The organism is Streptomyces bicolor (assembly GCF_000719285.1).
GTDB lineage: Bacteria > Actinomycetota > Actinomycetes > Streptomycetales > Streptomycetaceae > Streptomyces > Streptomyces bicolor.
The window spans coordinates 24,237-36,297 of record NZ_JOFS01000054.1; the positions used below are offsets into that span (position 1 = coordinate 24,237).

At 67.0% G+C, this 12,061-nt stretch carries 11 protein-coding genes and 2 pseudogenes; 9 read left to right on the forward strand and 4 right to left on the reverse strand.

The genetic code is table 11. The annotated features are described in order from the left end of the window. The first annotated feature begins 24 nt into the window (after positions 1-24). Together IF78_RS47090 and IF78_RS45270 are read left to right on the forward strand one after the other, a co-directional pair. Positions 25-432 carry an AAA family ATPase gene (locus IF78_RS47090; RefSeq protein ID WP_158751654.1) on the forward strand — a complete coding sequence of 136 codons (408 nt, stop codon included), beginning with the start codon at positions 25-27 and terminating at the stop codon, positions 430-432. Continuing rightward, positions 432-935 (forward strand): hypothetical protein, encoded by a 504-nt coding sequence (locus IF78_RS45270; RefSeq protein WP_051828594.1) that lies wholly within the window; start codon positions 432-434, stop codon positions 933-935. The genes IF78_RS47090 and IF78_RS45270 overlap by 1 nt, the downstream gene beginning before the upstream one ends. Positions 936-943: 8 nt before the next feature. Here the strand turns inward: IF78_RS45270 and IF78_RS50110 are convergent, their stop codons facing one another. After that, on the reverse strand, positions 944-1,489 hold the full coding sequence (locus IF78_RS50110) for a hypothetical protein (RefSeq protein WP_234439973.1): 546 nt from the start codon (positions 1,487-1,489) through the stop codon (positions 944-946). Positions 1,490-1,976: 487 nt separating this feature from the next. Between IF78_RS50110 and IF78_RS51030 the strand changes: the two genes are divergently transcribed. The 3 genes from IF78_RS51030 (at position 1,977) to IF78_RS51040 (ending at position 3,215) form a co-directional block, all read left to right on the forward strand. Further along, positions 1,977-2,210 (forward strand): hypothetical protein, encoded by a 234-nt coding sequence (locus tag IF78_RS51030; protein ID WP_051828598.1) that lies wholly within the window; start codon positions 1,977-1,979, stop codon positions 2,208-2,210. Positions 2,211-2,240: 30 nt separating this feature from the next. Continuing rightward, positions 2,241-2,771, forward strand: a complete 531-nt coding sequence (locus tag IF78_RS51035; RefSeq protein ID WP_051828600.1) for a collagenase — start codon at positions 2,241-2,243, stop codon at positions 2,769-2,771. 288 nt (positions 2,772-3,059) lie between these two features. Next, on the forward strand, positions 3,060-3,215 hold the full coding sequence (locus IF78_RS51040) for a hypothetical protein (protein ID WP_425314644.1): 156 nt from the start codon (positions 3,060-3,062) through the stop codon (positions 3,213-3,215). Positions 3,216-3,334: 119 nt separating this feature from the next. On the opposite strand, the gene IF78_RS47100 is transcribed toward IF78_RS51040, so the two are convergent. Together IF78_RS47100 and IF78_RS0140160 are read right to left on the reverse strand one after the other, a co-directional pair. Beyond that, positions 3,335-3,958 carry an ATP-binding protein gene (locus IF78_RS47100; RefSeq protein ID WP_078662779.1) on the reverse strand — a complete coding sequence of 208 codons (624 nt, stop codon included), beginning with the start codon at positions 3,956-3,958 and terminating at the stop codon, positions 3,335-3,337. Positions 3,959-4,610: 652 nt separating this feature from the next. After that, positions 4,611-7,088, reverse strand: coding sequence for a carbohydrate-binding protein (locus IF78_RS0140160; protein WP_063762239.1), 2,478 nt, complete (start codon positions 7,086-7,088; stop codon positions 4,611-4,613). 665 nt (positions 7,089-7,753) lie between these two features. On the opposite strand from IF78_RS0140160, the gene IF78_RS0140165 reads away from it, so the two are divergent. The 4 genes and pseudogenes from IF78_RS0140165 to IF78_RS0140180 form a co-directional block, all read left to right on the forward strand. Further along, complete coding sequence (locus IF78_RS0140165; RefSeq protein ID WP_031487517.1) at positions 7,754-8,680, forward strand: 5-dehydro-4-deoxyglucarate dehydratase; 927 nt, start codon at positions 7,754-7,756, stop codon at positions 8,678-8,680. Between the two features lie 5 nt (positions 8,681-8,685). Beyond that, complete coding sequence (locus IF78_RS0140170; protein ID WP_031487518.1) at positions 8,686-9,945, forward strand: glucarate dehydratase family protein; 1,260 nt, start codon at positions 8,686-8,688, stop codon at positions 9,943-9,945. Positions 9,946-10,955: 1,010 nt separating this feature from the next. After that, positions 10,956-11,201 carry a hypothetical protein gene (locus IF78_RS0140175; RefSeq protein ID WP_031487519.1) on the forward strand — a complete coding sequence of 82 codons (246 nt, stop codon included), beginning with the start codon at positions 10,956-10,958 and terminating at the stop codon, positions 11,199-11,201. A 78-nt stretch (positions 11,202-11,279) separates the two neighbouring features. Beyond that, positions 11,280-11,582, forward strand: a pseudogene (locus IF78_RS0140180) (transposase); the annotation flags it as partial. A gap of 103 nt (positions 11,583-11,685) precedes the next feature. Here IF78_RS0140180 and IF78_RS51045 read toward each other — a convergent pair. Continuing rightward, positions 11,686-12,061, reverse strand: a pseudogene (locus IF78_RS51045) (DUF2637 domain-containing protein); the annotation flags it as partial.

Below are 12,061 nucleotides of genomic sequence, written 5' to 3' on the forward strand. Positions count from 1 at the left end.
GGACGGCTGGGTACGTTGATGGCAGTGGGTCTCGATTCCTGTGCGCCCGCCGTGGGCGGCGGAGGCTTCCCCTTCGCGGGTCGCCGACGGGAGGCGCAACTGCTGCGCAATGCCCTGGAGCATCCACCCGCCGTGGTGGTGATCGAGGGAGAGGCCGGAGTCGGCAAGTCCCGCCTGGTCCGCGAGGTGACAGCGGAACTCGCCTCCCGCGGCGGGCGCACTGTGACCGGCTGCTGCTATCCGTTGCGCGACCCCTTCCCCTACGGCCCCGTCATCGACGCCCTGCGCCAGCTCGGCCCCTGGCTGCCACCCGCCGCGGAGATGCCCCCACAGGCCGGCGCCCTTACGCCGCTGCTCCCAGAGTTCGCCACCGCCTGCCGCCCGCCCACGAGAGGTACACACAGGAGCCCGGAGCCGAGCGCTACCAGCTGATGCACGCGGTCCGTGCGGCCCTGGACACCTGCGGGCCGGTCACCTTGGTCATCGAAGACCTGCACTGGGTGGACGAAGCCACCCGCGAACTGCTCCTCCTGCTGGCCCGCGACCTGCCCTCACAACTGAGCCTGCTGCTCACCTACCGACGCCAAGACCTGCCAGGGGACAGCCCGGTGCTCGGCGCTGCCTACCGCCGCCCGCCCGGCACCAGCGGCGCGGACATCCACCTGGATCCGCTGACCGAAACCGGCATCCACACCCTGACCGCCGCCGTCCTGGGCTCATGCGCCACCCACGGGCTGAGCCGCACCCTCTTCGAACGCAGCGCAGGACTCCCACTGGTGGTGGAGGAGGACCTGATCACCCTTAGTGAGCGGGGCCCCATGGTCACGTATCGGCGAAGTGATGGTGCCGCTCGGGCGGAGGGAGGCGGTTACCGCACGGGTGCAGAGCGTGTCCGCGGGGGCCGCAAACGGCAATCGAAGCCGCGGCGGTGCTGACCGTGCCCTCAGACGAGCCCCTGCTGACGCGCGTCGCCGGACTGGAGCCTGAGCAGGGCATGGAAGCCTTGGTGGCAGCGCTGGGAGCGGCGGTGCTGCGCGAAGCCGGGCCGATGCTGTACGGCTTCCGCCACGCGCTGGCGCAGCAGGCCGTCTACCAGAACATCCCCGGTCCACGGCGCCGGCGCCTGCACCAGCGGGCCATCGAGGCGCTGCGCGGTCTGGACGACCCTCCGCTCGTGCAGATCGCACACCACAGCCGCGTACTGGGCGACCGGGAAGGGTGGCTCGAGCACGCTGAGGCCGCCGCCGCCCAGGCCCTGGCCCTGGGCGACCAGGGCACCGCAGCCGCCCTCCTCCACACCCTCCTCGCCGAACCTCACCTCCCCGGCGATCTGCGCACCCGCGCCGCGCTGGCCCTGAGCCGCACCGCCATCTACAGCGTCGACTACACCGCATCGGTCGCTGTGCTGCGCCGGATCCTGGCCGACCCCCAGCTGCCGCCCGTCACGCCCGGCGAGATCCGCGTCGGACTCGGCGTGATTCTCACCCAACAGGCCCGCGATCCGATCGGCTTGCCCGAGCTGGAGAAGGCCGTAGAGGAAATGGGGGACCAACGATTCGCCTACCAGGACTTCTCGCACGACGAGATCGACATCTCCGACCCGGCCACCCTGGCAGCGATGCGTCAGGCCGTCGACGCCTTCGCGGCGGCCGCCCGCACCTTCGACGCCACCCGTGCCAACGGGGAAACCCTGCGGGAGGCACTCAACGCGGCCAGCGCGTCAGGCCTGCGGCAATACCAGGCTTCCTCTCATCAAGCGGGTGCTGGCGACGATGGACGCCTCGCACCCCGACACCAACAAGGACGCTTCCTGGGGCTGAGCCGCGCTCGGTGCGCTCTCCGTCAACTACCTGGGCGTCTATCCGGGCAACGAGGACACGGCGTTCCGCGACGCCGTCGCCGCCGACGCCTCCTACCGCGCCGCATTCAAGGCCTTCGCCGACTACACGCACCTCAAGCACACGGACAACGCCTGGGTGGTAAGGGATGCGCACGGCGAGTACGGGCGGTTCGGCCAGATCGACGCCGTGAAGAGCGAGATCATGGACGCTCTCGGCGACCTGCTCGAGACCACCGTGCGCAACTTCGGGGACGGCAGCCCGCCCTGGGGGAAGGTCGTCACCTGGCTGATCGAGTTCGACGCCTGCAAGCCGCACAAGGTGTGCAAGGAGGACATCGAGCGCCGCATCTTCCCGCACACCTACACGTAGGCCGGCGACACCAACACCACGCTCCACACCGTGCTGTACGCGTCCCGCGCCGACTACGAGGTCTACCAGCCGATGCTCACGGGCCTGAGCACGGACAACGGCGGCATCTACATCGAGGAGGGCGCGACGTTCTACACCTACCAGCGCCGGGTCCCCGAGGACTCCACGCTCACGCTCGAGGAACTGTTCCGCCACGAGTACACGCACTACCTCAACGGCCGCTGGGCGGTGCCCGGCACCTTCGGCGAAGGACCGTGGTACGAGGGGGACCGGACCACCGCGATGGACGAGGGTACCGCCGAGTTCTTCGACGGCGGCACCCGCGACGATGGCATCAAGGTCCGCAAGTCACTGGTCCAGGGCATCATCGACGACACGCAGGGCGGCGGCCCGCGCATGACCGTGGACCAGTTGCTGCATGCCACGTACGACGGAGACGGCTTCCGCTTCTACAACTACGCGGGCACCTTCTTCGAGTTCCTGTGGACCGAACGTCCTTCGCTGATACGGGAGATGTACGGCCGTCTGCGGGCCGACGACCCAGCCGGCTTCGACGCCTGACGGAGTCGGCTCAGCAAGGACGCCGAGCTGCAACGCGCGTACGACGCTCTCCTGGACGAGCAGATCGCGCATGTTGACGACCTGTTCGTCCCGAACACCAAGTACACGCCCATCGACCAGCTGAAGGACTCGTCGGCCGACGAGGTCCGCTCGGCCTTCGCCGGCACCACCGGCCTGAACTCGGACTGCATCTCGCCCGGCGCTTCGGAGCGCCCGAGGTTCATCTGCACGGGCAAGATCACCGCTCAGCTCACCGGCCCCGACAACGCCGACGTGGTCTTCAAGGACATGTCCGAGGCAGTCGACGGCTCCATCCTCGACAAGGCGAAGGAGGGCGACAACAACCTGGCCGACATGAACTGCTCCTTCGGCGAGGTCGAGATCTCCTCTGACGGACGTGAGGGGACGGCGGATTACAACTGTGAGGGTCCGCTGCGCGGCTGACAAAGGTGGGCCGCGGGCTGGGTCAGGAGAAGCCCGCCGCCCCACGTAGGGAGATGGCCGAGTGCTCGAGCCCCGCCGGTCGGTGCGGTTCTACTGGTCGAGCTGTTCCCCCTGGGCCATCACCCTCCTCCTTCCCCGAGATCAGGAGCCAGATCTGGCCCGGCAACCCCCAGGAACGGCTGAACAGGGAGATCCGCGCCCGGCTCCCCAGCCAAGTGAGCGGCCTCGAGTTCGAACCACACTGTCTTCCCATGGCGAGCCGGTCGGACGCCACAACGGTGGGACAGCTCATGAAGCAACTGCATACCTCGTCCCGTTTCGTCGTCGACGGCCGCCTCTTTGAGTCGTGGCGCAGCAGGATTCGCGTCGGTGACTTCACATCGGAGCGAAGTGCCATGCACGGTCAGCGTGAGCAGGATCGAACCGAGGCCGTAGCGGACCGCATTGGTCACCAGTTCACTGACCAGCAGCACTGCGGTTTCTGACCCTTCGATGGGGAACTTCACCAATGCGTCGCGTGTGAAGCGGCGCGCTGCTGCCACAGAATCCGGAAGACCATCAAATCTTCGAGAACTGATCTCACTCTTACTCGGAAGCATATTCTTGATGTGGCGCAGGCAGTACGCCAGGCGGCCTTTCAGGAGGAAGTCGACCCCCCGATGGGGATTCGGGTAGCTGCGCGGCCCGTGAACGAACCGGACGAGCAGCGGCGGGCTACTTGCAAGCGCCTGTGTCGCATTCACGGCTGTCCCTCGAATCGTGCGTGCGGTGATCTCGGATTATGCTGCGCCGTTGGCGTGGAATAGGATCAGACACCTCGTTCTCCTCATTGGACTTCCAGATTCCGCAGATGGATGGCACGGCACTCACGTCCTCAGGATTGGAGAAGGTCATTTCTCCAAGGCGTCGGATCCGTGATCACCCATGGCCTGAACTCACTGGATGTACCGCTGTAAGATTCGGCAATCCGAGCGACGCGGGTGAGCGCATTTCGGAGTTCTGGGGTGTATCTCCGTTTGCGCTCCATCAGGGTCTCCTGCCGCCGGGGCTGGCTTCTTGTCTGTTTCCAGGGAACGCTGCCGACCCCTAATGGATCAACGCGTAAGGGCCCCCATAAAGTGGAAGAAACCGTAGGTACCGTGCGGCCGCGCGGTAGGGATACCTACTCATGCAGCGGGTGCCGAGGGTGCGCGTAAGGCCACGGGCGGCACTGGTCCCCCGGGCGATGCTCAGCCGGGGATTCGCCACTACAGGTCACTCATTGATGACTCTCGGTGACGGACGCCCGGCACGGATCCTGCGTCGGCGCTGCGCGGTCGAGCCGGAGCGCGCATTGCCGCGCCCGGCTGTCCGGGCGCGGCAACGTCGGCTGTGTCCAAGCCAGGGCCTGAGTGTCTAACGCTGGAATTGGAACCAGTTGATGTTGACGAAGTCCCCTCCCGTTCCGGTGAAGGTCAGGTAGAGCTTGTGTTTGCCGGTGGCTTGTTCTGACAGGGTCGTCGATTTGCCGGTCCAGCTCTGCCAGCCTCCGGTGTTGCTGACCGGGACCTCGGCGATGATCGTTCCGGTCGGGCTGCCCAGCCGGTATTGGATCGTGCCGGTGGCGGTGGCGCCGGAGGCGATCCTGGTCGTCACCGTCTTCGGCGGGGTGGTACCGAAGTCCACGTCGTAGTAGGTCAGCGAGTTACCGGGATTGATGGCGCCCGCGAGGAGCCAGCCGTTTTCGCTACTGGTGGTTTGGTAAACGTTGATGCCGGATTGTTCGTCGAAATCCTCGGCCTCGGTCTTGGAGTATGCACTGCCGTTGTCGAGGGTCCAGGTGGTGGTGTCGGTTTGCTCCGCGCCGTTGATCGTGGCCTTAACGGTCACCGTGTTGACACCTGGCTTGAGGGTCACGGGCCACTTGAAGATGTGGTCCGTGCTCGTCTTCTCGCCGAGCGATGTGCCGTTGAGGGTGGCTGTCACCTTGTCGGCGTTCGAGTACACCTTGATTTCAGTGGAGGCGGCGGTGCGTTGGGTCCACCGCTTGCTGGTGATGTGCAGCGTGGGTGTGGATGCCCAGTTGGCCTTGTACCAGTAGAACGCGTCCTTCTTGACCGTCCGGTCGTGGGTCACCAGGCCCTTGTCGTTGATGCCGGGCTGGCTCCCCTGGTTCCACGAGTCGAGGGCGTGGTCGAACATGAGCCACACGAAGGTGCCCCAGAGGTACGAGCGTGTCTTCAGGTCCTTCCACGCTGCCTCGTGCACGAGCGACTGGTACTCCTCCGGGTGCCATTGGCCGCCCGGAGATGGCTTGGGCGGGTTGAGATAGTGCTGGTTGGTGTTCGCGCCCGCGCCGTACTCGGACAAGGCGATCTTGCGGGTCGGGTCGGCCTTGTGAAGGTCGTCGGCCCAGGAGCCGACGCTCCCGCTCTGGTACCACCCGTGGTACATGTTGTAGCCGGCGGTCTCCGCGTGGCTGGCGATTTTGCCGGTGTCAGAGACGCAGCAGCTCGCATACGTGGAAATCCGATCGCCGTCCTCAGTGGCGACTAGTGTGGCGAGATCGGAGAGCAGATTGTTGGTGACCGCGTCACCGCCGGCATTCGGGATACCCCCCATGTTAGTGTTCCCCTGCTCATTACCGATGCCCCAGAACACGATCGATGGATGGTTGTAGTTCTGCCGGATGAGTTCCCGCATCTGCTGCTTGGCATTGGCGGTGTAGCCGGCTGAATCGGGGGTGCGATTCAGATTCGGGATCTCTGCCCAGACGACGAATCCCTTCTCGTCGGCGAGGTTGTAGTTCTTCTGGTCGTGCTGGTAGTGCGCCATCCGGACGGCGTTCGCCCCCATCTCGCCGATCATCTCAAGGTCCTGGACGTGGTGTGCGTCAGTGACGGCCCAGCCCACACCGGCCCGGTCCTGGTGCAGGTTGACGCCCTTGAGGCGGTAGGGCTTTCCGTTGAGGGAGAAACCCTCATCGGGATCCACCTTGAACGAGCGCAAACCCAGCGGTTCGGTCACAACGTCCGTGACTTTGCCGGATTCCGCATCGATGATCTCAACATGGGCGCGGTACATGTATGGATCGGACACGCCGTTCCACAAGTGCGGGTTGGCGATCGTCAGGCTCTGGACCGTATCGGTGCCACTGCCTGCGGCCAGGCTCGCGGCCGCGGTCTTCTTCTCGGCCACGACGTTATTGTCGGCGTCGGTCACCACGGTGCGCACCTGCACGGACCGGGACGTGCTGTCGCCGTTCGAGAGCTTCGTGGTGACGTCGACCTGGGCGCTGGTGGAGGTCACATTGCTCTGGCGCAGGTAGACACCCGGTCCGGCGTAGTCGAGCACCCGCACGTGAAGCGGGTCCACCGCCCACAGGCTCACATTGCGGTAGATACCTCCGTAGAAGGTGTAGTTCTTGTCTTCGACCGGTGCGATGTCGGCGTTGTCGGCGTTGTTCACCTTGACGGCGATGACGTTGTCCCCGACCTTCAGAGCGTCGGTGGCATCGAACCGGAAACGGGAGTAGCCACCGTTGTGCTGACCCAGCTTTGTGCCATTGACCCACACCTCGGCCACCTGCTTGACGCCAGCGAACTGCAGAATCAGGTCCTTCCCGGAGAGGGATTCGGATACGGTGACATCCCGCCGGTACCACCCCGTGCCCCGGTCATAGCCGCTGCCGTCGGCGCCGTCGGACGCATTCCAGGTATGCGGGACGTTGACCGAATCCCACGAGGTGTCGTCGAATGCCGGCTTTTCGGCGCCCGTGACATCAGCCTCCTTGAATTTCCAGCCCATGTTGAGGCCAATACGCTGACGCGCCTCGGGCGGTGTGTACGTGGTCTCCGCCGCCAGAGCGCTGGGTACGACGAGAGTGGCGGCCACAGTGACTAGGGCGATCAGGGCAAGTGCAAGACGTTTCATTTCTCCCCCACGCGGCTCGTGTTGGTGCTAGGGAATACGTCGAGTGGCGGAAACCTACGCGGCCTCGGGGATGGCGGCCAACGAGTTGCCGTAATTTGCCACGGGGACACACCGGGGTGAGATGGTAGAAAAACTCCCGCCCCACCCCCGGTATCGCTCCGTTCACTGCGCCTGGGTCGATGCCAGCGTGTCGGGCGGCTCTGCGGACCGGCCAGGTGGCCGCTAGACCGATCAGCCGTCGGTCAAACGCCACGACCGAGTACATCCAGCGCCAGGAAGGTGCCCGTGCTGATCCCGAGACAGCGCGCCGAACAGCAAGGTGACCACCGATTCGAGCCGGACCGTCGTCTCACCGCCGCCCAGGTCGTAGTCGCGGAGATCAGCATGGCAGTAGCCCGATCGGCGGCCGCAGGAGTCGTCCAAGTCCAGCGACCCGGACATCCCCAGCCCCCGGCCGGAGTCCGGTGAGAGGTCTGGGGGTGTCAGCCGTCCCGGACCATCCGCAAGTCACCCCGCGGTCCCCGGCGTCATCTGATGCCGGGGCTTGACGGTCGTCGGGCGTACGCTTATGTTCCCCAGTAGGTTCAGATTCATGACTTCTGTTCACATACATGAAAGGGGATCCCGTGCAGCTCGACGGCATCCTGTTCTTCCCCATCACCCCGTTCGACAGCGGCGGGGCGGTGAACGACGAGCTGCTCGCCCACCACGTCGACCAAGGCCTGGCACGCGGTGCGAACGCAGTCTTCGCCGCCTGCGGCACCGGCGAGTTCCACGCGCTGGACGCCGCGGAGCACCGGCAGGTCGTCGGCACGGCCGTGGCGGCCGCAGGCGGCCGGGCGCCCGTCCTCGCCGGCGTAGGCGGCCCGCTACCGCATGCCGTCGCGTGCGCCAGAGCCGCCGCGGACGTCGGGGCCGACGGGCTGCTCCTGCTGCCGCCGTATCTGGTGACGGCGCCGGAGACGGGCCTCATCGCGTACGTGCGCGAGGTCGCCGCCGCGACCGGCCTGCCGCTGGTGGTCTACCAGCGCGACAACGTCCGCTTCACCCCGCAAGGCGCGGCCGAGCTCGCCCAGCTGCCCACCGTCAAGGGCTTCAAAGACGGGCTTGGCGACATCGAACTGATGCAGCGCATCGTCCCCGCCGTACGCGCCGCGCTGGGCGGCGAGGAGGGCGGTCCGGCCAAGGAGTTCGCGTTCTTCAACGGGCTGCCGACCGCCGAGGTCTCGGCCGCCGCCTACGCCGCCGTCGGCGCCGGACTGTACTCATCGGCGGTCTTCTGCTTCCTGCCCGAGGTCGCCGTGGCCTTCTGCGAGGCGCTCGCCTCCGGCGAAGACAACCTCGTGCAGCGTCTCCTGTCCGGCTTCTACCTCCCCCTCGCCCAATTGCGGAACGAGGTACCCGGCTACGCGGTCTCGCTGGTCAAGGCCGGCGTACGACTGCGCGGCCTGGACGTCGGCGGGGTCCGCCCCCCGCTGGTCGACCCCGGCCCCGAACACCTCGCGCGGCTGGAGCGCCTCATCGCCGCCGGCCTGGACATCGTGGAGGGGTGACGGCGATGCGCATCCGCGAGATGACCATCACGCCGGTCGCCTTCCGTGACCCGCCCCTGCTCAATGCCACAGGCGTGCACGAGCCGTGGGCGCTGCGCAGCATCGTCGAGGTCACCACGGAGGATGGAATCACCGGGCTCGGCGAGAGCTACGGCGACGCCGCCCACTTGGAACGGCTGCACGCCGCCGCGCACGAGCTCATCGGCGTCAAGGCCGACGCCCACCACGCGCTGTACCGCCGGGTGGCTGCCAGTGTCGGCACCGCCGTGGTCACCGACCAGCACGGGCTGACCGGCGGCGGCAGCAACAGCAAGACCGTCGACGCCGTCTTCTCTCCCTTCGAAGTAGCCTGCCTCGACATCCGCGGCAAGGCCACCGGCCGGCGGGTGGCGGACCTGCTCGGCGGTCCAGTGCGCGATGCTGTGCCCTACAGCGCCTACCTCTTCTACAAGTGGGCCAGCCACCCCGGCGCGGCCGACGACCGCTTCGGGCCCGCACTCGACCCTGACGGCATCGTCGCCCAAGCCCGCCTCCTTATCGAGGAGTACGGCTTCACCTCACTCAAGCTCAAGGGCGGCGTCTTCCCACCCGAGCAGGAGGCCGAGGCCGTACACGCCCTGTACGACGCCTTCCCCGACCTGCCGCTGCGCATCGACCCCAACGCGGCCTGGACGCCGCCCACCTCGATCCACATCGGCCGACAGCTTGCCGGAGTGCTGGAATACCTCGAGGACCCGGCGCCCGGCATTGAGGGGATGGCCGAGGTCGCCGCCGAGGTGCCAATGCCGCTGGCCACCAACATGGCCGTGGTCACCCACGAGCACCTGCCACCCGCCATCGCGCACCGTGCGATCGGCGTACTGCTCATGGACCACCACTACTGGGGCGGGCTGCTGAAGTCGACTCAGGTGGCCGCCCTCTGCGCCACCTTCGGCATCGGCCTGTCCATGCACTCCAACTCCCACCTGGGCATCAGCCTGGCCGCGATGACCCACCTCGCAGCCGCCATCCCCAACCTGGATCACTCCTGCGACACCCACACCCCCTGGCAGGACGGCCAGGACGTGATCGCACCGGGAGCGCTCCGCTTCACCGGCGGCGCCGTGCCCCTGCCACCGGGGCCCGGCCTCGGCGTCGAGCTCGACCGTGACGCACTCGCCGTCATGCACGAGCAGTACGAGAAGTGCGGCATCCGACGCCGGGACGACACCGCCTACATGCGCTCCTTCCGGCCAGATTTCCAGCCCAAACGGGGCCACTGGTGAGCGGGGACGGAGCCGGGGCCGCCGAGCCACACCACCACCGTTCGCCCCACGTCCTGAACCTCTGCGCCGACACCGGCAGGAGCCACGATGGTACGTAGGCATCGCCTGGTGGTGCGAAGGACCGCATCAAGAGCGTGACCGACATCTTCGCCACCGGCCGCCGCGAACGGTGACGGTGTCCGGGGTCTCACACCACATGTCCGGTTACAGCCCGGTGACGTCCTGGTCGTCGGCACCACTCACGAACTGAGGTCACACCCTTGGTGCCCTGGGCCAGCGTGCGCAACGCGTGCACAATCGCGCGGGACCTCCCGAGAAACCGCAAGTACACGGGGCAACCACATCAGGAAGCATTGTGTGGCCCTGGACAGAGCAAACAGGCTGGCCAGGGCCACAATGGCAGACGAGTCGAGCTGTACGCCGGGTATTCCTGGGGCACCTTTCTGACCTGCGGTTTTCCGGGATCGGATCGGCTGCGACCTGCTGGGACGGGTTGCAGAGGCGATCGGAGGCAGTCAGAGGAAACCGCTCTGATTCGACCCCGATTCGACCCGAGCTGCTCGGAGCCAATCAGAGGCAATCGCCCTCTGTCTGGCTCCGAGTCGGCCGAGGTCGGGGCGGTGTCGAACGGGTCAGGACTCCTCTGACGGCGCTCGGAATCGTTCTCGGTCGAGCCGCGATGGGGACGCCTGCCTCCGCTGCGGAGCCAGGCATACGAAGGCCTCCAGGACGGCCATCCTGGAGGCTTCGCTTGGCACCGATTGGAGGTCGGTTCCGGACACCACCCATGGTTTTAGCGGGCCTGGGTGGCGTCCACGTCCTTGCGAGACGACCCCACAGTGCCACACCACACCCACCTGCCAGACCCAGCCCGACGGACATTTCACCCGGGCGAGCGACTGGGGCTTCACCGGCTGCCTCCGACCGCGGCTGACCTTGTCCTGCTCGGAGACCTCACCGGCCGCTATGCGGCGGGCAGTTACAGCAGGCTCGGCTCCGGCGCCCGGACCGTGATCTTGCGGGCGGACCGGCAGGGCGCGGCCGAGCACGGGCACCGGATCACCGCGGCCATCGCCTGCCACGTCGCCCGCGCCGGCGGAACCGTAAACGAGCTGACCCAGCTGCTGCTCTACCCCGACCACGAGGGTGGTCGGCACGCCCGGCACATCGCGCTGCGCTCCGGGCAGGCGCGTGCTCTGGAGTACATCCGCCGGGTGTGGGCCAGCGCCTCGATGGCGTCCGTTGAAGTGGTGTAGCCGGACAGGGTCCTGGAACGCGCGGGTGTCTGCTCGGGGCGTGCATCCGTTGAGCGTGCATGCTCCCTGAGCAAGGGCAGGCCATCGACACGCACGACCTGGCGCAACGGGCATCGGGAGAGGCTGCTGACCACGCAGGCCGGTGACCTGGACCTGAAGATCCCGAAGGTGCGGAGCGGGTCGTTCTTCCCGTCGCTGCTGGAACGCCGGCGGCGGATCGACCGGGCGTTGTTCGCCGTGGTGATGGAGGCATACGTGCACGGAGTCTCCACCCGCAGCGTTGATGACCTGGTCAGAGCCCTCGGTGCGGACAGCGGGATCTCCAAGTCCGAGGTCTCCCGCATCCGCGGCGAGCTGGACGAGGAACTGACCGCGTTCAAGGGGTAGTTGCTCCATCGTTCATGCGTGTCTTGTGCATGCTCGGGCTGGGCCTTGGCTGCGGTGTCAGTTGAACTCACGTCGCGCTGCTTGAGTATCTGCAACAGGGGCGCGAGCTGCTCCTGCGGCACAGGCTCTCCGGCCGCGGTGGAGATGCCGTATTTGTCCTGGAGCCACACAGCGAACTGTGCGCTGGTGGGCTCGGCGCCGAAGGAGTCGAGCCAGGACTGGTAGGCGTCAGCGAGGTGTTCGCCGTGCCCTTGCCGGCAGCGGCCAAGCCGGCCCGGGCGGTCTCGGACAGGGGCACGCCGTAGCGGGCGAGCCGCAGGGGCATCAGCGACTCCGCCGGGGCCTTGCGGCGCCACGCGCGGCCGAAGTGGGAACGCAGGCGGGCCTGATAGATGAGGCGCTCCTGCTCCAGCTTGATGACCTGCTCGTAGGAGCGGAGCTCCCACAGCTTCATGCGGCGCCACAGGAGGAAC